Source organism: Aeromonas mytilicola subsp. aquatica (assembly GCF_044336385.1).
Classification (GTDB): Bacteria; Pseudomonadota; Gammaproteobacteria; order Enterobacterales; family Aeromonadaceae; genus Aeromonas; species Aeromonas rivipollensis.
The window spans coordinates 601419-624436 of record NZ_CP172298.1 but is presented as its reverse complement, the minus strand read 5'-3'; the positions used below and the strand labels follow the sequence as shown (position 1 = coordinate 624436).

The window sequence follows — 23018 nt, the reverse complement described above, 5'->3', positions numbered from 1 at the left end:
CCGTTGCAAGCCAGCGGATAACACCAAGCAATCAGGCGGCCACGAGGCCGCCTGATTGGATGATTCGGCTACATTTCAACCGGCTCAGTGAGTCAGGATCTTGCCCCAGGCGAGATCCGGGTCCCCCATTACGATGAAGTCAGGGTTCTCCAACGACTCGGTTTCGTTGTAGCTGAGCGGCTGCAACGCCAGGCTGAGGATGCGCCCCCCCGCCGCCTCGACGATGCACTGGGCGGCGGCGGTGTCCCACTCGCCGGTGGGGCCGAGGCGCACATAGCAGTCTGCCGCCCCTTCCGCCACCAGGCAGGACTTGAGGGAGCTGGAGCCAAGCGGGATCAGCTCGTAGTTGATGGCCGGGTTGAGGCGGCGGGTCAGGTTCTCCAGCTTCTGGCGACGGCTGATGGCCACCACCAGGGAGTCGGGCTGGTCGTGCTCGTGGTGCATGGCGCTGATGGGATGCACCTCGCCGTTCACCTCCTTGAAGGCGCCGTGGCCGCGCACCGCCCAGTAGAGCACGTCGGCCTCGGGGGCATAGATGACACCAAGCACGGGGACATTGTCCCGCACCAGGGCGATCAGGGTGGCGAAGTCACCGCTGCCGGCGATGAACTCGCCGGTGCCGTCCAGGGGATCCACCAGCCAGTATTGCCGCCAGTTGGCACGCTGGCTGAAGGGCACATCGGCCGCCTCTTCGGTCAGCACGGGCACATGGGGGGTGAGCGCCGACAGCGCCTGCTTGAGGTAGGCATCGGCAGCAAGATCGGCACTGGTGACCGGGGTCGCATCCTCCTTCAGCTGACGCTCGAACTGACCGCCGTGATAGATTTCGTGAAGGATACGTCCCGCTTCGCGGGCTATCTCCTTGACCCCAGGTATCCAGGCCAACAACTCCTGCATCTTGTTATCCTCTGTTTTTATTACCTTTGCCCAGGCTTGGGCTAGCTTTCCTGTTCCGCCAGCCATTTGCTGGCCAGCAGCAGGGCACTGATGCTGCGCGACTCGGTGAAGTCGGGTCGCGCCAGCAATTCGTCGATGCGATTGAGGGGCCAGGGGATCACCTCGAGGGGCTCGGGCTCATCGCCGATCCGCTGCTCGGGGTAGAGATCCCGCGCCAGCAGTATGTCCATCCTGCTGGAAAAATAGCCGGGAGCCAGGGAGACCTGCTTGAGGGGAATAAGGTCACGGGCCCCGAAGCCCGCCTCCTCCATCAGCTCCCGGTTGCCCGCCTCGAAGGCATCTTCGCCGGGATCGATCAGCCCCTTGGGAAAGCCCAGCTCGTAGGAGTGAGTGCCCGCCGCGTATTCGCGCACCAGCAGCAGGGTGTGGGCATCGAACAGGGGCACCACCATGACGGCGCCTCTGTTGCCGCCGCGCATCCGCTCGTAGACCCGCTCCTCCCCATTGCTGAATTTCAGATGCAGGGATTCCACCTTGAACAGCCGACTCTCGGCCACCAGCTCGGCCTTGATGATCTCCGGCTTGCGCTTGTCGTGGGCCATGGCCTCGACGCGGACGTGTTCGGGTTTGCACTTGTGGGGGTCACTCATCGGGGCTGACTGCTCGTTAAAAAAGAGTGCTTCAAGAGTAAACGACTCCCCGAGGGAACACCACGGGGCAAGGGCCGGAAAGGTGCCTGAAAAATCCGTTATAATGCGCCCCGTTTTCCCCACTCAGTCCGACACAAAGAGGCCCCATGCCCACCCCACTGCCCTGGCACCAGATAGACACAGTTTTGCTCGACATGGATGGCACCCTGATCGACCTTCATTTTGACAGCCACCTCTGGCAGCAGCTGGTGCCCGAACGCTACGCCGCACGCCTTGGCCTGCCGTTGGCCGACGCCAAGGCGCAGATCGAGGCCCATTATCAGACCGTCAGCGGCACCCTCGACTGGTACTGCGTCGATTACTGGAGCCAGACCCTCGGGCTCGACATCCGCGCCCTCAAGCAGGAGATCCTGGACAAGATCCAGTGGCGGCCCCATGTCATCCCCTTCCTGGCCGCCCTGCGCGCGGCGGGCAAGCAGTTGGTGCTCTTCACCAATGCCCACCCCGCCAGCCTGTCGGTGAAGGATGCGCGGCTCGGCCTCGCCGAGCATCTGGATCTTATGGTGAGCACCCATGAGCTCGGCTGGTCGAAGGAGAGCCAGCACTGCTGGCAGGCGCTGGCCGAGCGACTGGCGTTCGATCCGGCCCGCACCCTGTTTGTCGATGACAGCGAGCGTATCCTGCGCGCCGCCGCCGACTACGGCATCGGTTATCAGCTCGCCATCCAGAACCCGGACAGTCGCCAGCCGGAACAGCAGATTACCGCCTTCCCGGCGATCCGTGACTACGCCGAACTGCTGCCGCTGACCCTTTGACTAGGCATTTGGCGCATCTATGGGGAAATCACTGGCCGCCTTCCCCAGCATGTTCCGCGACTACGCCGAGTTATTGCCGCTGGCTATTTGATACAGATACGGGGACAGGATTCACCGCCCTCCCCGATGTATTCCGCGACTATGCCGAACTGCTGCCGCTGACCCTTTGATCCTTAGGCAGGGCCTCCCCCCCCTGCATGCCGGGCAGCTGAGGGGCCGAGACGCACAATGAAAAGGGCTGCCTGGGCAGCCCTTGCTCCTTGAGATCGGGTGTACTAGTCCACCCACTCCACCAGCCGGTACTGCTTCTTGCCCCGGCGCAGCAGCAGGTAGCGCTCAAACAACAGATCCTCTGCACTCAGCTGCTCATCCTGTCTTGTCTCGCCGTTGAGGCTGATGGCGCCCGCCGCCAGCAGCTCGCGGGCCACCCGCTTCGAGCTCGCCAGGCCGCTCTCCACCAGCAGGGTCACCAGATCCCTTTGCTCCTCGATACGGCAGCTCGGCATGCCATCCTGGGCCAACTGGGCGAGATCCCCCTCCCCGAGCCGGGCCACGTCGCCGCAAAACAGCAGCTCGCCGATGCGCCGCGCCGCCGCCAGCGCCCCCTTGCCGTGCACCAGTTCGGTCAGCTCGTCCGCCAGCACCTGCTGGGCATGCTTGCGTCCCTGCCGACCGGCGTCTTCCGCCTCCAGCGCCGCAATCTCGGCCAGCGACATAAAGCTGTAGTAGCGCAGGAAGCGGTAGACATCCTCGTCTGCGGTACCGAGCCAGAACTGATGGAAGCCGTAGGGCGAGGTGAGCGCCGGATCCAGCCAGATGGCGCCCCCCTCGGTCTTGCCGAACTTGGTGCCGTCCGCCTTGGTGATGAGGGGCAGTGTCATGCCGTGAACCTGGGCCTGATGCAGCCGGCGGGTGAGATCCATGCCGCTGGTGATATTGCCCCACTGATCGTTGCCGCCGATCTGCAGGGTGCAGCCGAGGCGCTGGTTGAGCACGGCGAAATCCTGGGATTGCAGCAGGGCGTAGGCGAACTCGGTAAAGGAGATCCCCTGATCCGGGCGGGCCAGCCGCTGGCGCACCGACTCCCGCGCCAGCATGGCGTTGACCGAGAAGTGCTTGCCGATGTCACGCAGAAAATCGAGGGCGGACATCTGCCCCATCCAGTCGGCGTTGTTGACCAGCACAGGGGCCGCCAGCCCCTCGCTCGCGGGCAACAGCGCCCGGATCTGGGCCGACAGGCTGGCCACCCAGCCCTGCACGGTTTCGGCGCTGTTGAGGCTGCGCTCGGTCGCCTTGAAGCTGGGATCGCCGATGAGGCCGGTGGCCCCGCCCACCAGGGCCACAGGGGTGTGGCCCGCCAGCTGGAAGCGGCGCAACATCAGGAGCGGCACCAGGTGGCCTATGTGCAGGCTGCCGGCGGTGGGATCGAAGCCGCAGTAGAGGGTGCGCGCCGTGGCGAGGTGGGAGGCCAGGGCCGCCGGGTCGGACATCTGGGCCACCAGGCCGCGCTCGGTCAGGTCGGTGAGCAAATGGGGGTCGATCATGGGGTCTCCAACAGCAGGGGAAAGTCGCCATACTCGCCGTTCTGGCCCGTGGCAGATATGTCCCCCAGGGGACAGTTTTACCACTCTCATGCTAGCATCCCGCCCATATCGGGGAGCCTGTCCCCGCCACCCGGAGCCCGTCGCCATGAGCCAGCCCCTCGCCACAGACTCGCTGACCCAGAGCCTGACCGACGTCGTCGATGCCCTGCACAGCCCGGCCTTTGCGGCGGCCCTGGTGCGCCTCATCCAGCAACAGGTAGCGTTCGACTGCGCCCTGCTGCTCGGGGTGGGGCAGCGGCCCGTCTACCTCTACGACAACCTCAACCATCAGCGAGCCCTGCTGTTTGACAGCTACCTCACCAGCCACTTCAGCCAGGATCCCTTTATGCAGGCGCTCAAGGACGGTCTCCCCGCCGGAGTCTGGACCCTGGCGCAGGTGTCTAAGGGGCGACTCGATCCCGAATACCGCCACCACTTCTATCAGGCCACCGGCTGGCAGGAGGAGGTGGGACTGATCCTGCCGGTGCGCGGCGGTCTCACCCTGATGCTGTTTCTGGGCCGCCTCGACAAGCGCCAGAGCCTTCGCCAGGAGGAGCGCGCCAAGCTGGAAGCCTTGTTCCCCCTGGTGCATTCCCTGTGCCGCCAGCAGTGGCGGGAGGCGGTACCGCTGCTGGCCCAGAGCGCGGCGATGAGGGCCACGGATAGTACGGCGAAGAGAACGGCAAAGGATAGGGTGCAGGGCGCACCGGCAAGCCTGGACGGTGCCAGCCTCAAGGCTGCCGTGGAGCAGGCGATGACCAGCGTGGGTGGTGACAGGCTCACCCGCAGGGAGCGGCAGGTGGCGAGCCTGCTGCTGCAGGGGCTGGATACCGAGGCCATTGCGGCCGAACTCGGCATCGGCAGCGGCACAGTGAAGAATCACCGCAAGCACCTCTACGGCAAGCTGCGCCTCGGCTCCCGGGCCGAGCTGTTCAGCCTCTTTCTCAACCACCTCATCACCAGATCGACGAGCTAGCGCCCCACCATCGGCCTGACCCCATCACAGTACAGCCCTGACACCTTGGTGATTCAAGATGACTGCCACCCCTGGTAACTGGTGAGGCAATAGCCTCTCGCCGCGATCAACTCAGGCAAGGCCGGATCGGTGAGGATGGCAAGCTCGGTGAGCCTGGGTTGGTGATAAGCGCTGCGCTGCACCTCGAGATCGATAAAAGCGGGGTGGCACATGATCTCCAGGGAGCGGACCCCCTGTTCATTGGCATCATCCAGCAGTTGCAGCAACAGCTCCCGGGTGAGTGATTCACCATAGAAGCGGCTGTCAAAACGCTGGCAACTGAGTTCATGGTTGACGGTCAGGCCGTGACGGCGCACTTCCTCCCGATCGATGCGCATCGCAATGCCCTGCTGGCGGGCGAAGGCTTCCACCAGGGGATAGAGGCTCGGCAGCATATGCACATGGTGATGGCTGTCGATGTGGCTGGGCGAGCGGCCAAACAGGGTGACGAAACGGTCGAACTGCTGCCTTAGCTCTTCCATGATTTCCCTTGCGACCAGCAGACCCTGCTCGTTTTTTTGCCAGATGCTCTTGTCCAGCTCGCCCTGGGCATTGACCAGGCAGGAGAGAGGAGAGAGCGGCTTGCCCCAACTGAGCACGAAGTGCAGCCCGATGGGCAAGTCAGGGAAGCGTTTGGCCAGCCAGGCCGCGTGTTCTATGGCCGGGGAGTTGACCATGGCGGTGGTCGAGCTGACCACCCCATGCTCGAAGGCTTCCACTATGCCGTAGCTCTGGGCAGGGCAGAGACCAAAGTCGTCGGCGTTGATAATCAATCTTTTATGCATCTCTATCTCCTGTATTGCCCCGCCGATGATCAACGGGGCCCAGTGTTCTCAGGCGAGATCCGCAATGACGGCGGCAAACTTGGGCAGGTGTTCGCGGTGTGCCAGCAGCAGCTCCTGGGCAACGATTTTTGCTTCGTTGTCCGAGTGGATCAACGGATTGAGGTTCATGGCCAGCAGCAAGTCATCGAAGGAGCCGCTCAAGGCAGCCTGGGAGGCGGCAATCTCGAAGCTCTTGATGAGGTGAATGAGCCCGTTGACCTTGTCGTCGAAGCGGGTGAGGCGCGGGTGAGGAATGGCGCCATCACGGCCCACCAGGCAGGTCATCTCGACGGTCCAGTCGGCCGGAATGTTGGTGACATGGCCATGGTGGGGGATTATCACATACTGTTCGCTGCGCTTGTCGTTATGGATGGCGCTGATCACCTCGCAGGCCGCATCCGAGTAGTAGGCGCCGCCGCGCAGCTCCAGCTCCTTGGGCTTCTCGTTGAGTTCAGGGTTCTGGTAGAGTTCAAACAGCGTTTTCTCGACTTGTTGCACCACCTGAGCCCGGGCGCCACCCTTGTAGAACTCGCCCATCTCGATCCCCAGCATCTCTTTCTCTTTGAAGTAGTAACGCAGGTAGGAGCAGGGCAACAGGCGCAGCCCGCGCATCAGGCTCGCATCGAAGGGCAAATCGAAGATGTTCTTGACCGAGCTGGCGCTGGTGAGGCTGCCGTCTATCACCCCCTCGAGCAGTTCATCGAAACGCGATACCCCATTGACCAGCACATCGCCGATGAACACCAGGTGATTGAGGCCGAAGATGTCGATGGAGAGGGAGTCCTCTGCGCTGACCTTGAGGGCATCGCGCACAAACATCTGCATGCCGACCGGAATGTTGCACACCCCGATGAAGCGGCGGAAATGGGTGTGGCGATGCACGGCCTCGGTCACCATGCCGGCCGGATTGGTGAAGTTGATGAGCCAGGCATCCGGGCAGATCTCCTCCACATCGCGGATGATGTCGAAGATGACGGGGATGGTGCGCAGCCCCTTGAACAGGCCGCCAGCACCATTGGTCTCCTGACCCAGCAGGCCGTGGCTGAGGGGAATGCGCTCGTCTTTTTCCCGGGCCTGCAGCTGGCCGACCCGCAGCTGGGTGGTGACGAAGCTGGCGCCTTGCAGCGCGGCGCGGCGATCCAGGGTCTTGTGCAGCGTCATGGGGATGCCGGCTTTCTGGATCATGCGCTGACAGAGGTCGAAAATGATGTCCAGTTTCCCCTGACCTTCGGGGACATCGACCAGCCACAGCTCGTCGATGGGCAATTCGGCGTAGCGTTTGATGAAGCCATCGACCAGCTCCGGGGTGTAGCTGCTTCCGCCACCTATGGTGACCACTTTAAGCGTCTTGTTCATAAACACCTCTTTCATCATTCTCAAATTGGGTTGAATAAGGGGCCGCCCTGCATCTGGGGTGCAGTTAGCCGCAGCCACCTGTGGCAGGGGCCGTTAAATGGCGTCAGTTTATTGGCAACCTTCTGTTTTAAATGAAAATATCTTTAGCCTTCATCAGGCCGGGGTTTCAAATTTCGGATAGAGATATTTTCGGTAACTGCCCGGGGTAAAGGAGGTCAGCTTCTTGAAGTTTTTGATAAAGAGGCTGACATCGTTGTAGCCGGTCTCGAAGGCAATGTCGGCCACAGAGTCGTTGGTGACTTCCAGCTGCATCTTGGCGTAGTTGACCCGGATCTCGTTGATGATCTGCATCGGCGTCTTGTTGTAGTAACGCCGGGTGGCACGGGTCAGGTACTCCTGACTCTTGCCGGAGAGATGGATCAGATTGGCCAGGGCATCTTCGGCAAACAACGGGCGATCGTGCATGCGCTCAACCGCCTCATGGAGCCAGAGCGGAAGATCCTCGCTGGCCGAAGCGTCCTTATGGTGACGCAGCCGGTTCATCACCGAATAGGTCACCACTTCGAGAAATTCGGTCAGCGCCTCTTCCCGAAAGCCAGGGGAGACCAGCACCGACTCGATATAACTCAGAAATTCATGCTTGAGCGGATAGGCCTGGGACGCCACGAAGTGTTCCGGCAGCAGGTACTTGAAGTGCTCGTCAAAGTAGCTGCGGCTGATCCCGACGTTGAAAATCCGGGTGGTGCCGAACTCGTAGAAGCTCTGATGGGATGAGCCCAGCGGAATGAACACCAGATCGCCGCGCTCGAGCAGTACCCGCTTGCCGTTGACCTCCTGGTAGTAACGACCGGTCAACACCAGGGTGAACTCGTAATAGTCGTGCTGATGCAAACCGGTTCCGCTCACCTGCTTGTTGTAGATGAACATGTGGAAGGGTCTGTTGTTAAACAGCTCGTTTTCCCGGATGGTCTTGACGCTCATTATTCGCCCCTTTTGACTGGCCGATGCCGCTGTTACTTGCCGAGCAGTTTTTCGTGCACGTCGATGAGTTCGTTGATGAGCTCCCGCGCCAGCATGGAGGTCATCAGGTGATCCTGGGCATGCACCAGCACCAGCGTGACCGGGATCTTGCCCTCGCCCTGGTCGCTCTCAATCAGCTGGGTCTGCACCTGGTGGGCGGCGTTGAGGGCCTCGCGGGATTGGGTCATCAGCTGACGGGCGGCGGCCATGTCGCCCTCCTTGGCCTTCTTAAGGGCGCTGTAGGCCAGGCTGCGAGCCTGCCCCGAGTTGATGATGAGCCCCATCACCACCTCTTCCATGTCATCGCACGTCGTGGTCTCTGCCTCAATGTGGTCCATATCGAACATCTCTTTATCCCCTTGATTACAGCTAGTTGATTGAAAGCGGTTTAATTGAATCTCACTTAATTGAAACCATGATTGCGTGCCACCTCGGCGAACCAATAGCCACTCTTCTTGATGGTGCGGGTCTGGCTTTCAAGATCCAGCCGGACCAGGCCATAGCGATTCTTGTAGGCATTGAGCCAGGACCAGTTATCGATGAAGGTCCAGAGGTGATACCCGCAGCAGGCGCTGCCCTCTTGCAGGCCACGATGCAGCCACTCGAGGTGACCACGAATAAAGTCGATGCGATAGTCATCCTCTACCCGTCCCTCCGGGCCGATGAAGCGCTCTTCCCCCTCGACCCCCATGCCATTTTCCGAGATGTAGCAGCGGGGGTTGCCATAGCCAAGGCGCAGCTCGGTGAGGATGTCGTAGACCCCTTTCTCATAGATCTCCCAGCCCCGGTGCGGGTTCATCTTGCGACCCGGCATCTGGTAGAAATCGAAGAGATCTTCGGGGGTGTGCGGCGCCCCTGCGCAGGGCTGCTCCTTGGCCTTGACTCGCCTTGGCTGGTAGTAGTTGATGCCCAGCCAATCCACTCGCCCGGCACTGAGTAGCGCCTTGTCACCGGCTTCCACCTCTGGCAGTAAATCATGCTGGCGCAGCAGAGCGACCAGTTCGGGGTCATAGCTCCCCTTCAGGGCCGGATCGAGGAAACTCTTGTTGAGCAGCAAGTCGGCCCAGCGCGCCGCCTGGCTGTCTGCCGCCGAATCGGATCTGGGGTAGGTGGGGCTCAGGTTGAGGATGATGCCAATCTCGCCACTGGCATGAGCATCGCGAAAGGCCTTGACCGCACCGGCATGGGCCAGGGCGGTGTGATAGGCGACAGTGACGGCGCGGCGAAAATCCACCACACAGGGATAGTGGAAGTGGCCGAGATATCCGCACTCGACTGGCACTATGGGCTCGTTGAAGGTAAACCAGTGCTGGATGCGCGAACCAAACAGCTCGAAACAGATGCTGGCGTAGCGCACATAGGCGGCCACCACATCCCGGCTCTCCCAGCCACCCTGCTCCTGCATGCACAGGGGCATGTCGAAGTGGTAGAGATTGATGAAGGGGGTGATCCCCTCGGCCAGCAGGCGGTCAAAGACTGCATGGTAGAAAGCGACGGCCTGCTGATTGACCTCGCCCGTCCCGTCCGGGATCAGTCGGGACCAGGAGATGGAGGTACGAAAACTGTTGTGATTGAGCTGCTTGAGCAGTGCGATGTCGCTCTCGAAACGATCATAGAAAGTCGAGGCTTGCGCCGGGCCTATGCCCTGATGGAAGCGCGTCGGCTCAATGGCGTGCCAGTAGTCAAAGATGTTGTCGGACTTGCCATCTCGGCTGGAGGCTCCCTCCGTCTGGGGCGCCGAGCTGGCGCTGCCCCACCAAAAATCGTCCGCAAAGCGATACATCATCTTCTTCTCCTTCGGCTTGAAGAGGGAGGAGCCAGGCTCCTCCCGGGAGTGTCATCAGAATTTCAGGGCCAGCGCGATATCCTCTTCGCTCTCCTGTTCTTCCTCGATAACGGCCTGGGCCTTGTTGGCAATCAGCACGAAGGGGACATACATCAGGGTGGCTATCCCTAAGTTGAATATCGCCAGCAGGGCTGCGGCTATGCTGCCGTTGGTGTTGAAGAAGGCCCCCAATCCGGCTGGCATGGTCCAGGGTGCCATGTTGGTGATGGGCGGGATAAAGCCGGTGTTGTAGGCGAACAGGGTGATGGTCGCCAGTACCGGCTGCACCATCACGAAGGGGATAAGCAACACAGGGTTCATGATGACCGGCAGGCCAAACAGGATGGGCTCGTTGATCTGGAAGATGCCGGCGGGCATGCCCAGTTTGGCCACCTGACGGTAGTCATCGCGACGCGACACCATAAACACGGCAAGGATGAGGCCTAACGTTGCACCTGTACCACCTAGGAAGATGTAGGAGTCGAGCATCGGCTTGGTCCAGACGTGGAAGGTCTTGCCGGCGGCGATGGCGGCTTCAACGGAGCCGTATTGGGTATAGAGGGCGACGTTTTCCAGGGTGAAGGGCACTAGAATGCCGTTCTCCAGTGCCGACAGCGCCAAAGAACCATGGACCCCGAAGAACCAGAGCAGCGGGGAGAAGAGCACATAGACCCAGCCGACCAGGCCACCCATGTTGGACAGGGGGGTGGAGATGGTGTCCATGATGATCTGGTGGAAGTTGGTGCCCTCTGTCTGGAGCAAGTAGGCGACTATCCCCATGATGGAGAGGATGATGAAGCCGGGGATCAGCGCCGAGAAGGAGCGCGCTACCGAGGTCGGTACGCTGTCAGGCAGGCGGATCACCCAGTTGCGGCGAATGACGAAAGCAAACATCTCGGCCGAGACGAGACCAATGATCATGCCGGAGATGATGTTGGCGCCACCCAGCCAGTTGGCACCGACCGCATAGGCCTCGCCGACGCTGAAGGGGGTGACCGTCATGAAGGCGGCGACCGAGAGCAGACCGGCCGAGAGGGGATCAACCTTGCGCTCTTCTGCCATGGCATGGCCGATGAAGAAGGGCGCCATCAGGGACATGATCCCCAGGGTACCGTTATAGACGCTGCCGCCAATGCTCTTGAAGCCGTCCAGGGTGGCTATGGTGGCGGGATCGAGTCGCACCCCCATGGAGTAGAAGAAGGATCCCTCCCCAAAACTCAGGAAGACGTTGTTGATCAGGACGAACATGGCCCCGGCCAGGGTCAGGGGCATCAGTTTGATGAAGCCATTCTTGATGGCGTTGACATGAGGCTGCTTACCCAGCTTGACGGCAATGGGCAATATGGCCTTTTCCAGCGATGCGATCATGGTGCTCACGGTGTTCTCCTTACTGAGCGAGGCTCTTCTTGATGGATGCGACGGCGGCCTTGAGGACACCTAACCCATCGACCTTGCCATAGAGCAGGGAGTCGATGACTTCGACCGGCTTGCCCGGTAACAGTGTCTGGATTTCCGGCAACATGTAGGCAATTTGAGGACCCAACAGGATCAGGTCGGCATCCTGACCTTTCTCTCCCGCCAGCGTTTCCGGATAGGCATCGATCTCCACGGGCACATCATATTTTTCTGCCTGTGCCTTCATCTTCGAGACCAGCAGTGACGTCGACATCCCGGCAGAGCAAAACAGGTAAATACGCTTCTTTCCCATAACCATTTCCCTCAACACTTGAAACAAGATGAATAGATCGGCCGAGATGACTGCTTGTCGTGCTCTCAAGACAAATAAAACATCTCTGATTGACATCATTCTAGCGACCCTGAGGTTAACTCGGTATTTCGGCAAGTAATAAGATCGTCTTAAATTGACCATTCATTTCGCCAATGCTCACATTTTTTAATGAGATGAGCCGAAAAAATGTCGTGACATGTTATGAGAAACAAGATTCTTTTATTTTTTTAATATTAATTTCAATGAGTTAAACAAATTGGTCGATATAACCCCTCGTTCCATATTAAAAATATCAATAATCAGCTCCAGCTCACACTATAAAGTAGTAATGAAACATTATTGATATTCACCTTCCATGGGAACAGGATTCCGCTGCCTACCTCGATAGGGTTTAATTGACCATGTGTGGTGGATGGAGATTAATTGGATCCCGCTGCGGCAGCGCATTTGACTGTTCGGGAAAAGAGGGAGGCGATTCTAGATGCCACTACGATGTGGCGGTCATCGACGCGGTGCGACGAATGAGCGGGGAAGATAGAGCCGACCCCGGGATAAACCGGTGTCGGCGAAGGCCGGATTAGATCCGGCCCTGATAGCGCAGCGGGAAGCGGCCCTGGCCGTCGGGTTGACCGAGGAAGGGCAGCCCCTGCTTCATCTGATCCGGCAGCTCGGGCCCAGGCTTTAGGGTGCCCTGGAACAGGTACTGGCGATTGGCCTGCAACTCCAGCTTGCCCTGCACCTGCACCGCCTCGGAGCCCTGCTTGAGCTCGGCCACCAGACGGGAATCGAGACAGGTCAGCTTGAGCTCGGGATCCCCCAGCAGCAGCTTGCCCGCCGGGGTGTCGGCCTCGGCGCCGTACCAGTTGAGGTTGCCGTAGAGCTCCTCACACCAGGGCTTGCCCTGGGCGAACTGATCGACCTTGAGTTGCAGCTGACCCGCCGCCGTCAGGGGGAAGGGCAGGCGCGTGGGAACCCGCGCCAGCAGCCAGGGAGCGGGGGCGTTGAGGGTGATGTCACGACCGAAGGCGGCGCCATTCCAGCCGATCACCCCCTGACCGTTGAGGCCGGCGCGATCGCCGAAACGCACCGACACCTCGGGAGCCAGACGCAGCAGCGACCAGCCGTCGAGCTCCCAGCGCAGCTGGGTCAGGGACTCGCTGGCATATTGCAGCCGGGCAATCTGGCCGCTCCAGAGGGTACCGCTCACTCCTTCCAGCTGCACCAGGTTGGGGGGCAGCGGCAGATGGCGCACCACCAGGGTGGCTGGCAACTTCACCAGCAGGAAACCGAGATAGGCCACCAGAAACAGGGCGGCGATCAGGACTTTTTGTTTCATAGAACAGGACTCGACTGCAAGGATCCGGCCCGGGCCAAGCCTGGAGCCAACACGGAACGCCATGCCAAAAACCGGACGGCGCTCGGTACGTTTGGTGTCATTGGGGACGGCTCAGCTGCAAACGCCTGACCTTGACCAGGCCGGGCGCCAGCCCCTCCCGGGCCACCTCGATGATCTGCACCTGGACTCCGTACTGATCGGAGAGGGTCGCGAGCCAAAGCAGCAGATCCTCGAACGGGACTGTGTCTATCCACACCTGCAGCTCCTGCCCCTGGGGTTGCAGCCGGGCTATCTTGATCTTCTGGTTGAAGGCAGTGCGGTTCACCACCCCGTCCAGGGTGCCGCTGGTGTCGATCTGGCGGCCTTGGCCCCCCTGCATCGCCAGCACCTCCTGCCCCTTCTCTTTCAACCAGGCGAGCGTCTGCTGCTGGTTGGCCACCTGCCGCTGCCGCTCGTCGATGCGATTGGCGACGGGCTGCCAGATGACCCAGTAGCAGAGCCCGATCAGCAGGGCGCAACCCCCCACCGCCACCAGCCGCTGTTCGCGGGGGCTGATGCCACGCCACCAGCCTTGCAGTTTGTCCATCATGATGATTTCCCCTTCAGCACCAGCGCCCCTTCCACCTTGCCCTCATGGCTTCGCACCTCACCCTGCTGCACCTCGAAGCGCTTGCCCGCCAGCTCGCGAAAACGCTCGATCTCGGTAAAACCCGGGGCCGTGACCTGCAACCTGAGCTCGCCCCTGGCCGCGTCGAAACGCATCACTTCGGGCTTGAGACCGGGCACCTCGGCAAACACCGGCGCCAGCTCGGTCAGCAGCAGCAGGACCCCACCCTGCGGGGCCTGCCCCAGGGACTTGAGGTGCTGGTTCATCTGGCTGCGAACGTTGACGATCCGGGTTTCCCCCGGGAAGATCCGGGTATAGACCTGCCGGATTTCGGCCTTGAGGGCCTTGTCCTGCTCCGCCAGTTGATAGAGCTGCACCCCGCGCTGGGCCAGGGCGACCAGCAGCAGTATCCCCGCCAGCACCGCCACCTTGCGCCACTGCAGCCAGTAACGGCCGTATTCGGTCTGGGGTCGATAGGGCCCCTGCAGCAGGTTCGCCTGGCAAGCGATCGCCCCTTTCGCCAGCAGCAGCATGGGCAGTTCGGGATCCGCCGCCTGCCAGTTGGCGGCCGCGATGGCGGGAGCCGGGGTATGGCTATGGATGGTGACGGGTTCGGGCTGGGCCGCCAGCAGCATGGCCAGCAGCGGCTCGTCGGCGACTATCCCCTGGACGGGGTCCTGGCGGATCAGCCACTCGGCGCCGAGTTGCAATGCAGACCACCCCTCGGCGGCGGGCGGCAGGGCCAGCACGTCCGGCAGCAGTTGCAGGGTCTTGAGCCCCGCCTGCTGCAGCCACGCCAGCCACTCCTGCATCTTCGCCTTGTCCACCGCCATCAGATCCACGTCCTGCCCCTGATGACCCAGCACCACCAGATGCAGCTCATCCACGTCGGAGGCGATCTGCTCCTCGAGCAGATAGGGCAACGCCGCCGCGGCCTGACGGCTGTACTTGCCCGGCAGGCTGACCCGCCGGAAGATGAGATCGCTGCCGGGCACCAGGGTCACCACGGGGCGACCACCGGCACGCTCCTGCAGCTCACCCAGGGCATGGGCCGAGGCCAGGGTGCCGGAGGCGATGATCTCCTGCTCCTGCGTCGACCACACCAGCCAGTGCACCGGCTGCTGCGCATTGGTCCCCAGACGGATGACCAGACTCTCGCTCACAAATAATTCTCCTGCCATGCCCGCCAGCATCCTCGTCGATGGGCGGGGCCGCAGCCGTCGGCTGCAGTCCAGATATAAGGGGCGGGACAGAGGGGGCCAGAGGCCTGCCATCTCCCTGTTATTCGGCACCGTCGTTCAGACGGCGCAGCATCACCAGCTTGTTGTCCTTGCCGCGCTGGAAGACAGTCTCCAGCCGGGCCCGCACATCGCCCACCTCGGCCAGCAGACGGGCCTCGAAGAAGCTGCTCTTGATGTCCAGCGCGCCGTCCAGCCCAGTGATGCTGCCCGGTTGTATCGACAGCTCATCCGTCATCTCCTTCTTCTCCTTCCACCCCTTCTTGGGGCGGTTGGTCAGCACCCGCTTGGCGTCGTCCAGCCCTATCTTGCCCTGGTAGAGCCCCACCAGCAGGGCCGCCTGCTCCGGCTTGATGGTGTTGATGTTCACCACCAGCTTGTCGTTTGGCAGGGTGCACACATAGGGGGCGAGACGGGCGTAGAGCTCGCGGCTCACCCCGCGCACGGCCCGCAATTCGTCCGTTCCCAGCAGCCACTGGTTCGCCACCAGATAGGGGGGATTGAGCCCCTCGTAATAGGCATCCTCGGCCCCGTTACTCGAGACCAGCTGGGTATTCTTGTCGGTCCAGTCGCGGATGGCGTCGGTGAGCTGCACCGCCTCGTACTCATCCACCTCCAGCGCCTCGAGCAGCGCCCGGAACGCCTTGAATTGATAGGGCTGCGCATCGAGGTCATCGCCGCTCTCCCCCTCTTTCAGGGCCAGGCTCAGGCTGTTGAGGTTGAAACAGGATTGCAGATCCCGCACCCGCCCGGACAGGGTGCCGTCATCCACCGGGAAGACCGCATCCTGCCGTGCCCAGTTCTGACCCAGGTTGACCACATCGGGGGCATCCTTGAAGTCCTGGTTGAGCACCTTGATCACCAGTGCCTCCGCCGACATGGCATACCACCAGGCCTGCTTGCCAGCCGTGAGGTTGCTGGTCCGGCGCAGCTCCAGCTGCAACCGGCCGCTCATGTTGCTGGCGATGATCACCATCACCGACAGAATCAGCAGCACCACCAGCAGGGCCATGCCCCCTTGCCGGCCAGGGCGGGAGCGACGCCTAGCTGCCATTGTCGGCCCTCTGGCCACTGGCTCCGATCAGGAACTGGCGACGACTAAGGGTACCGTCATCCGCCATGACGGCCGGGGAAAAATGAAGATCAATTACCATTTTCAGCCCTCTGGCCGCCGGCCCCGATCAGGAACTGACGACGAATGGTGCCGTAATCCGCCAGATCCAGCTCCACCGCCAGCCCATAGGGCAGCAGGTCGCGCTGGGTCCACTCCTCCTTCCACATGCCCTTGTCGTAGAAATAGAGCCGCAGGGCCGTCACCCCGGTCAGCACGGGCTGAATACGCGGCTCTGTGCCGATCGCGGGATCCGGGTAGAGGTAGCTGAGCCGCTCCAGGGTCTGCTCCTTGAGTCGCCAGCCCACCCGCTGCAAGCCGGATCGCGGCAGCATGCCGTCCGGATTGAGCCAGCCGCCACGGATGAAGGCCATGCCCCAGTCATCGCTCTGCTGGCCGAAGCGGGAGGCCGCCAGCAGCACCTTGTTGTTCTCGCCGTCGATACGGCCGCTGCGCGGCACCATCTGGGTGATGTCCCGCTCCAGCAGGCTGAAGGCGAGCTGCAGCTCGGAGAGGCGAACCTCCTTGCGCTTGGCCACCTCGTCGCTGGTGAGCACCCCCTGCAGCACCTGATAGGCACCCATGCTGAGGCTGGCGAAGATGGCGATGGCCACCAGCATCTCAAGCAGGGTAAAGCCGGCCTGGCGGACAGAGCGTCGGCCTGAGGTCACCGACATGGGCGATGGCCGCAGCAACATCTCAAGCAGGGTAAAGCCACTGTGGCGGGAAAGGCGGGTGTTGCTTTGGATCATCGGCTGATATAGGTCCGCATCATGGCCACAGGGCTCTCTGCCTTGGGCGCGGTGCGCACCTCCACGTCCAGGGCCTTGAAGTTGTTGTCGCTGGTGGCGACGCCACGATAGCGCCAGTACCAGGTCTGCCCGGCCATCTCCTCGTCCCCTTCCACCCAGCTGTCTCCCGGCCACTTGCCCTCGAGCTTCTGCTGCACCAGCTGGTTTTCCACCACCCAGGTCGCCAGGGTCTTCTGCTCCAGGTAGTTGAGGCCGGAGAGGTGCTCGCTGGCGGTCTTCATCACAGCAAGGCCGGCGATGGCGAACACCGCCAGCGCCACCATGACCTCCAGCAGCGTCATGCCGCGCGCCCTGGCGGGCCCGCCCGCCGGGGTGATGCTGCGAACTCCCTCGCCGCCTGCGCTGGTGCCCGTCACTCTTCTTCCTCTTCGTCTTGCAACAGAGAGAGGCGACCGAACTCGTCCCCCTTGAGGGTGCGCAGGTAGCTCAGATCCTCATCCTGCTGGCTCAGGGTCAGCACGAAGGGGGTGAGCTCGCCCCCCGGAAAGATGAAGATCTGGGGCGTGCGCTCCTTCTCGTCACGGCCCTGCTCGCTCTTCTCGTCCGAATCGGTGCGCCAGCTGAACCCCTCCAGCTCGACGGCCAGAGTGATCCCCTCCGGCAGCTGCACAGGCCCCAGCAGCTTGTCGCCTGTCAGTGCCTGCCACTTGCGATCCTTGGGGTTGCGGGACATAAACTGCCAGCCGCTCTCCTCGACTCTCAATCCCAGCAGCCGGCCATCCATCACCGAATACTCCTGCGCCTGTTGCAGGGTCGCCATGAGACGACGCGCCTGCTTGTCGAGCTCCCTGTCCCCCCGGGCGCCCCCCATGCTGAGGACGACAGCGGTGGCCACCAGTCCCATCAACATGGCGACCAGCAAGACCTCCAGCAGGGTGAAGCCCGCCTGACGATGGCGCCTCATGGGCACAGGATCCGCTTCAGCGGGCGCTCAGACACTTATTGGAAATCCTTCAGGTTCCAGTTGCCTATGTCGTCATCCGTCCCGGCTTCGCCGTCCAGCCCCATGCTGAAGATGTCGAGCTTGCCGAACTGGCCCGGGCTCAGCAGCTGGTACTGGTTGCCCCAGGGATCCTGCGGCAGGCGCTTGATGTAGCCCCCTTCCCGGTAGCTGCGCGGCTCGGGCGATGCTGTCGGCTTGTTGACCAGGGCATCCAGCCCCTGCTCTGTGGTCGGGTAGCGGTTGTTGTCCAGCTTGTACATGTCGAGGGCGTTTTCCAGCGCCACTATGTCGGAGACGGCTTTCTGCTGATCCGCCTTCTCCTTGTTGCCCATCAGATTGGGCACCACCAGGCTGGCCAGGATCCCCAGGATCACGATGACCACCATGACTTCCAGCAGGGTGAAACCGGATTGACGACGCTTTTGCATGACTTACTCCCTAACGAAATGAGATGGCGCAGGCCATCAGAGATTGACCATATTGTTGAGTTCGAGGATCGGCTGCAGGATCGACATCACGATAAAGAGCACCACCCCGGCCATGGAGACCACCAGCATGGGCTCGAACACCCCGAGGGCGATATTCACCTGGGTTTCGAACTCCCTGTCCTGGTTGTCCGCCGCCCGCTCCAGCATGCTGTCGAGCTCGCCGCTCTGCTCGCCGGAGGCGATCATGTGCAGCATCATGGGCGGGAAAATCTTGGTTTCATCCAGCGCCTTGCGCAGGCTGGTCCCCTCCCGCACCCGCTCGGTCGCCTCGCCAATGCGGTGGCGGGCAAAGTCGTTGGAGAGCACCTCCCCCGAGATCTTCATCCCCTCCAGCAGCGGCACTGCGCTGGCGTTGAGGATGCTTAAGGTGCGGGCGAAGCGGGCGGTGTTGAGGCCGCGGCTGACCCGGCCGATGACCGGCAGGCGCAGCACCACCTGATGCCAGTGGCGGCGCCGTCCGGCGTCCGTGAGCCACCAGCGCCAGACCAGGCCACCGATGCCGAGCAGCACCAGGAACCAGAGGCCGTAGTGCTGCATCAGCTCGCTGGTGCCGATGAGGAAGCGAGTGGTGGCGGGCAGTTGCTGGCCCATGTGTTCGAACTGGGCCACCACCTTGGGCACCACTGCGGTGAGCAGTATGGAGATGACGCCCACGGCCACCAGGGTGAGGACTATGGGGTAGATCATCGCCTGCAGCAGCTTGGTGCGCATGTGCTGGCGCTGCTCGGTGTAGTCGGCGAGGCGGTTGAGCACCTTCTCCAGGTGACCGGACTTCTCACCGGCCGCCACCATGGAGCGAAACAGCTGATCGAACACATGGGGGAAGGCTCCCAGCGAATCGGCCAGCGAGTAACCTTCTACCACCTTGCTGCGCACCGTGGCCACCAGGCTGCGCAGGTGGGCCTTCTCGCACTGCTCGGCCACTGCCCGCAGCGCCTCTTCTATGGTCAGTCCGGCGCCCACCAGGGTCGCCAGCTGACGGGTGATGAGGGCCAGCTCGGAGGTGGAGGCGCCACGGCGAAATAGCACGAAGCGGTTGGCCTCCCGCTTCGCCTTCTCGGTGGTCTCGTTCACCTCGAGGGGAGTCAGCCCCTGCTCGCGCAGCAGCTGGCGCACCTGACGGGCGGAGTCCCCCTCCATCACCCCGGACTTCTGTCTGCCTCTGGGGTCGAGGGCCTTGTATTCGAAGGCAGCCATCTTAGTCTTCCCGGGTCACGCGCAGCACCTCTTCGAGGCTGGTCTGCCCCTGGAGCACCTTGTCGATGCCGTCGCGGCGTATGCTGGGGGTATGGCCCCGGATCAGGCGCTCTATGGCCAGCTCGCCGCTGGCACTGTGAATCGCCTCGCGCACCGCCTCGTCGATCACCACCAGCTCGTGGATGCCGGTCCGGCCGCGATAGCCGGTGTGGTTGCACTGCTCGCAGCCCATCGGGCGCCACATCTGTTGATCCGGCGCCAGCTCTATGCCCATGGCGATCCGCTCCTGCTCCGAGATGGGATGCGGGGCACGGCAATCCGGGCAGAGGGTGCGCACCAGCCGTTGGGCCAGCACCGCCAGCAAGGATGAGGAGAGCAGGAAGGGCTCTATCCCCATGTCCCGCATCCGGGTGATGGCGCCGATGGCGGTGTTGGTGTGCAGGGTCGACATCACCAGGTGGCCGGTGAGGGACGCCTGCACCGCGATCTGGGCGGTTTCGAGGTCACGGATTTCCCCCACCATCACCACGTCCGGATCCTGGCGCAGTATGGCGCGCAGGCCCCGGGCGAAGGTCATGTCAACCTTGGTGTTGACCTGGGTCTGGCCGACCCCTTCCAGGTCATATTCGATGGGGTCTTCTACCGTGAGAATGTTGCGATCCCGGGAGTTGATCTCGGAGAGTGCCGCATAGAGGGTGGTGGACTTGCCCGAGCCGGTCGGGCCCGTCACCAGTATGATGCCGTGGGGCTTGCGGATGAGCTCGCTGATGATGTTGCGATTGGCCAGCGTCATGCCGAGCTGCTTGAGCTCGAGGCGCACGTTGTTCTTGTCCAGCAGTCGCAGCACCACCCGCTCGCCGTAGCTGGACGGCATGGTGGAGACCCGCACGTCGACGGCGCGACCGCCGATGCGCAATGAGATGCGGCCATCCTGGGGCACCCGTTTCTCGGCTATGTCCATGCGGGACATGACCTTGATGCGCGACACCAGCAAAGAGGCGAGCTTGCGATGGGGGCGCAGGATTTCCCGCAGCACCCCATCGATACGGAAGCGAATGACCAGGGCCCGCTCGAAGGTCTCGATATGGATGTCGGACGCCTCTTCCTTGATCGCCTCGCTCAGCATGGCGTTGATGAGGCGGATGATAGGGGCGTCGTCGTCGGCGTCCAGCAGATCCTCGCTCTGGGGCAGCTCTTCGGCCAGGGCGAAGAAATCCATCTCGTTGCCGAGATCCTCCATCAGCTGGCGCGCCTCGGAGGAGTCGCGCTGATAGTGGGCCATCAAGAGCGTCTCAAACTCGTCATGACCCAACTGCTCCACCGCGAAGGCGCAGCCCGCCACCCGGCGCACCTCCAGCAAGGTCTGCGGTGTCACCCCCTGACGACAGAGCAGCACGGGGGCGCCCTGGCGTTCGGTCAGGATCACCCCGAAGTTGCGGGCGAAGGCAAACGGCAGCTCGGGCAGTGCCGCCGGTTGCGCGACCCCGTCCAGTGAGTAGCTCGCCATCAGGGTTGACCCTGCACGAAGGGTTGTCCCTGCGCCTGGGTTTTGGCCCCGGTGGCGGTGGACTGCTGCTGGGCCCTCATCAGGTCAATCTGCTTTTGCACCTCGGGGGAGAGCATCACATCCTGACCATAGGCCGGCAGCACCTGGCGGGGGGGCGAGGTGGCATAGCCCTCCTCGGCCGCCAGGTTCAACTGTTCGGCCCTGAACAGGGTGTACTTGTTGCTGGAGACCCCGGAGTAGACGTTGGCATCGCGCAATATGGTCGGCCGGATGAAGACCATCAGGTTGCGCTTGGCCGTGGTGTTGGAGGTGGAGCGGAACAGGTAGCCCAGCACCGGGATATCCCCCAATATTGGCACCTTGGAGACCTGCTCCTTGGTCTGCTCGTCCATCAGGCCGCCCAGCACCACGGTTTCGCCGCTCTTGACCAGGACGGCGTTCTTGACGGTACGGGTATCGAAGGTGGGGCCCAGGTTGGCGGTACCCGTCGCCTGGGTCTGGGCCACGCTGGAGACCTCCTGCTCTATGTTGAGCAGCACCGAATCCCCTTCGTTGATCTGGGGCGTCACCACCAGCTTGGTGCCCACCGTCTTGCGCTCTATGGTGTTGAACACCTGGTCGCTGGTGGTGGAGCTCTGGGAGCCGCTCTGCACCGGCACTTCCTGGCCGACGTTGAAGGAGGCTTCCTTGTTGTCCATGGTGACTATGCTCGGGGTCGAGAGGATGTCGTTCTTGGTGTTGGTGGAGAGCGCCGTCACCAGCATGGCCCAATCCCCCTTGTAGAAGCCCGCCGCCATGCCGCTGAAATCACCGAGCAGGTTTTCGAGCCCGTCGGTGTTGCCGTTGTCCTTGTAATCCTTGCCAGCGATGATGGCCGGCCCGATCGGCAGACCGGTATTGGTGAACTGGGTGCCGCCGCCGTTGGCGTTGCCCCACTGCACTCCGAGGTTGAGGCCGTCGCCATCCTGGATCTCGACGATGATCGCCTCCACCAGCACCTGGGCGCGGCGGATGTCGAGTTTGGCGATGACCTGCTCCAGCTCGGCCATGACGTCAGGCTGGGCGGTGATCACCAGGGCATTGGTGGTCTCGTCGGCGGAGATGGCGAGCTGGCCGCCCCCTATGCTGGCGCCACCACCGGTGGCTGTGGTGGCCGCGCCGCCCTTCTTGTCGGCGGCGATGCTGGAGCTGACCCCCTTGAGCACGTCCACCAGATCCTTGGCCTTGCCATATTTGAGGTAGAAGACCCGGGTGTTGCCCTGGCTCTGCAGATCACGGTCGAGCTGGCGCACCATCTGGATGATGCGGGCACGGGCCTTGGGTTCACCGCTGATCACCACTGAGTTGGTACGCTCGTCGGCCACCACCTTGGGAGAGAGCAGCAGGGAGGCGTTGGCCCCCTGATTGCTGCCATCCTTGTTGAGGTTGGTCACCAGTCGCACCATCTCGCCGGCGGAGGCGAATTTCAGCTTGATGACGTCCATATCCTGATCACCCGCCTTGTCGACTCGGCGCACCACCTCGACCAGACGATTCACCACGGCCGCGCGGCCTGTGATGAGCAGCACGTTGGAAGGCTCATAATGCACCACGTTGCCGCCACCGGCGTTGTCATTGAGCTGGCGCAGCAGAGGCGCGAGTTCCCGTACCGAGACGTTGCGCACCGGCACCACCCGGGTCACCATCTCGTCACCCACGCCGGGGTTGCTGTCATCCACCACAGGGATGGCCGAGGTCTTGGCATCCTTGGAGCGCACCACCTTGAGCACGCCGTTGTTCATGGGCACCACGGCGAAGCCATAGACGTCGAGCACGCTCAGGAAGAACTGGTAGTACTGATCCTCATTGAGCAGATCGTAACTGCGGACGTTGATCTTGCCGCGCACCGAGGGCTCTATGATGATGGTCTTGTTCAGGTTCTTGCCGACCGTGTTGATGAACTCTTCGATGTCGGCATTCTTGAAACTGGCGGAATACTCGGTGGCCCAGGCAGAACCAGCCATCATCAAGGCTGCCGCCACAGTGGCCAGACGCCAGCCCTTCCCTTTATTTATCATTCTTGGTG

At 62.3% G+C, this 23018-nt stretch carries 23 protein-coding genes; 2 read left to right on the top strand and 21 right to left on the bottom strand.

The window, feature by feature from the left end:
- Positions 1–84: 84 nt before the first annotated feature.
- Both cysQ and nudE read right to left on the bottom strand, forming a co-directional pair.
- A complete protein-coding gene (gene cysQ, locus ACFWHB_RS03125) occupies positions 85–897 on the bottom strand; it encodes a 3'(2'),5'-bisphosphate nucleotidase CysQ (protein WP_106885762.1) in 813 nt (270 codons plus the stop codon).
- A gap of 41 nt (positions 898–938) precedes the next feature.
- Positions 939–1547, bottom strand: a complete 609-nt coding sequence (gene nudE / locus ACFWHB_RS03120; RefSeq protein WP_162520147.1) for an ADP compounds hydrolase NudE — start codon at positions 1545–1547, stop codon at positions 939–941.
- A gap of 146 nt (positions 1548–1693) precedes the next feature.
- Here nudE and yrfG point away from each other — a divergent pair, with 146 nt between their 5' ends.
- Complete coding sequence (gene yrfG, locus ACFWHB_RS03115) at positions 1694–2362, top strand: GMP/IMP nucleotidase (RefSeq protein WP_395949439.1); 669 nt, start codon at positions 1694–1696, stop codon at positions 2360–2362.
- 275 nt (positions 2363–2637) lie between these two features.
- Here the strand turns inward: yrfG and tyrS are convergent, their stop codons facing one another.
- The gene (gene tyrS / locus ACFWHB_RS03110; RefSeq protein ID WP_395949438.1) at positions 2638–3906 is read right to left on the bottom strand and encodes a tyrosine--tRNA ligase; all 1269 of its coding nucleotides are present in this window, start codon (positions 3904–3906) and stop codon (positions 2638–2640) included.
- Between the two features lie 145 nt (positions 3907–4051).
- Between tyrS and ACFWHB_RS03105 the strand changes: the two genes are divergently transcribed.
- Complete coding sequence (locus ACFWHB_RS03105) at positions 4052–4921, top strand: helix-turn-helix transcriptional regulator (protein ID WP_395949437.1); 870 nt, start codon at positions 4052–4054, stop codon at positions 4919–4921.
- A gap of 53 nt (positions 4922–4974) precedes the next feature.
- Here the strand turns inward: ACFWHB_RS03105 and chbG are convergent, their stop codons facing one another.
- From chbG to exeD, 18 genes are all read right to left on the bottom strand, one after another.
- Entirely contained in the window at positions 4975–5745 is a 771-nt protein-coding gene (gene chbG, locus ACFWHB_RS03100; RefSeq protein ID WP_395949436.1) for a chitin disaccharide deacetylase, read from the bottom strand.
- A 48-nt stretch (positions 5746–5793) separates the two neighbouring features.
- Complete coding sequence (locus tag ACFWHB_RS03095) at positions 5794–7140, bottom strand: 6-phospho-beta-glucosidase (protein ID WP_395949435.1); 1347 nt, start codon at positions 7138–7140, stop codon at positions 5794–5796.
- Positions 7141–7293: 153 nt separating this feature from the next.
- Positions 7294–8121, bottom strand: a complete 828-nt coding sequence (gene chbR, locus ACFWHB_RS03090) for a transcriptional regulator ChbR (protein WP_042041464.1) — start codon at positions 8119–8121, stop codon at positions 7294–7296.
- 32 nt (positions 8122–8153) lie between these two features.
- Positions 8154–8507, bottom strand: coding sequence for a PTS N,N'-diacetylchitobiose transporter subunit IIA (gene chbA / locus ACFWHB_RS03085; protein ID WP_106885756.1), 354 nt, complete (start codon positions 8505–8507; stop codon positions 8154–8156).
- A 56-nt stretch (positions 8508–8563) separates the two neighbouring features.
- Positions 8564–9946, bottom strand: coding sequence for a glycoside hydrolase family 1 protein (locus ACFWHB_RS03080; RefSeq protein ID WP_395949434.1), 1383 nt, complete (start codon positions 9944–9946; stop codon positions 8564–8566).
- A 54-nt stretch (positions 9947–10000) separates the two neighbouring features.
- The gene (gene chbC, locus ACFWHB_RS03075) at positions 10001–11353 is read right to left on the bottom strand and encodes a PTS N,N'-diacetylchitobiose transporter subunit IIC (protein WP_205599302.1); all 1353 of its coding nucleotides are present in this window, start codon (positions 11351–11353) and stop codon (positions 10001–10003) included.
- A 19-nt stretch (positions 11354–11372) separates the two neighbouring features.
- Positions 11373–11693 (bottom strand): PTS sugar transporter subunit IIB, encoded by a 321-nt coding sequence (locus ACFWHB_RS03070; RefSeq protein WP_106887853.1) that lies wholly within the window; start codon positions 11691–11693, stop codon positions 11373–11375.
- 598 nt (positions 11694–12291) lie between these two features.
- On the bottom strand, positions 12292–13050 hold the full coding sequence (gene exeN / locus ACFWHB_RS03065; protein WP_395949433.1) for a GspN family type II secretion system protein ExeN: 759 nt from the start codon (positions 13048–13050) through the stop codon (positions 12292–12294).
- A 97-nt stretch (positions 13051–13147) separates the two neighbouring features.
- Complete coding sequence (exeM, locus tag ACFWHB_RS03060) at positions 13148–13639, bottom strand: GspM family type II secretion system protein ExeM (RefSeq protein WP_106885752.1); 492 nt, start codon at positions 13637–13639, stop codon at positions 13148–13150.
- Positions 13636–14820: a GspL family type II secretion system protein ExeL gene (gene exeL / locus ACFWHB_RS03055; protein ID WP_395949432.1), complete on the bottom strand. Its 1185-nt coding sequence runs from the start codon at positions 14818–14820 to the stop codon at positions 13636–13638. Before exeL ends, exeM begins: the two co-directional genes overlap by 4 nt.
- A 118-nt stretch (positions 14821–14938) precedes the next feature.
- Positions 14939–15949 carry a GspK family T2SS minor pseudopilin variant ExeK gene (gene exeK / locus ACFWHB_RS03050; protein WP_395949431.1) on the bottom strand — a complete coding sequence of 337 codons (1011 nt, stop codon included), beginning with the start codon at positions 15947–15949 and terminating at the stop codon, positions 14939–14941.
- Between the two features lie 89 nt (positions 15950–16038).
- Positions 16039–16683 carry a GspJ family T2SS minor pseudopilin variant ExeJ gene (gene exeJ / locus ACFWHB_RS03045; protein ID WP_290029305.1) on the bottom strand — a complete coding sequence of 215 codons (645 nt, stop codon included), beginning with the start codon at positions 16681–16683 and terminating at the stop codon, positions 16039–16041.
- Between the two features lie 71 nt (positions 16684–16754).
- Positions 16755–17135: a GspI family T2SS minor pseudopilin variant ExeI gene (exeI, locus tag ACFWHB_RS03040; RefSeq protein ID WP_393938093.1), complete on the bottom strand. Its 381-nt coding sequence runs from the start codon at positions 17133–17135 to the stop codon at positions 16755–16757.
- Between the two features lie 35 nt (positions 17136–17170).
- Positions 17171–17722, bottom strand: coding sequence for a GspH family T2SS minor pseudopilin variant ExeH (gene exeH, locus ACFWHB_RS03035; protein WP_139745292.1), 552 nt, complete (start codon positions 17720–17722; stop codon positions 17171–17173).
- A 35-nt stretch (positions 17723–17757) separates the two neighbouring features.
- Positions 17758–18189 carry a GspG family T2SS major pseudopilin variant ExeG gene (gene exeG / locus ACFWHB_RS03030; RefSeq protein ID WP_106885747.1) on the bottom strand — a complete coding sequence of 144 codons (432 nt, stop codon included), beginning with the start codon at positions 18187–18189 and terminating at the stop codon, positions 17758–17760.
- A gap of 36 nt (positions 18190–18225) precedes the next feature.
- On the bottom strand, positions 18226–19446 hold the full coding sequence (gene exeF / locus ACFWHB_RS03025) for a GspF family T2SS innner membrane protein variant ExeF (protein ID WP_106885746.1): 1221 nt from the start codon (positions 19444–19446) through the stop codon (positions 18226–18228).
- 1 nt (position 19447) lies between these two features.
- Positions 19448–20953, bottom strand: coding sequence for a GspE family T2SS ATPase variant ExeE (gene exeE, locus ACFWHB_RS03020; protein WP_395949430.1), 1506 nt, complete (start codon positions 20951–20953; stop codon positions 19448–19450).
- Positions 20953–23010 (bottom strand): GspD family T2SS secretin variant ExeD, encoded by a 2058-nt coding sequence (exeD, locus tag ACFWHB_RS03015; protein ID WP_395949429.1) that lies wholly within the window; start codon positions 23008–23010, stop codon positions 20953–20955. The genes exeE and exeD overlap by 1 nt, the downstream gene beginning before the upstream one ends.
- Positions 23011–23018 lie beyond the last annotated feature (8 nt).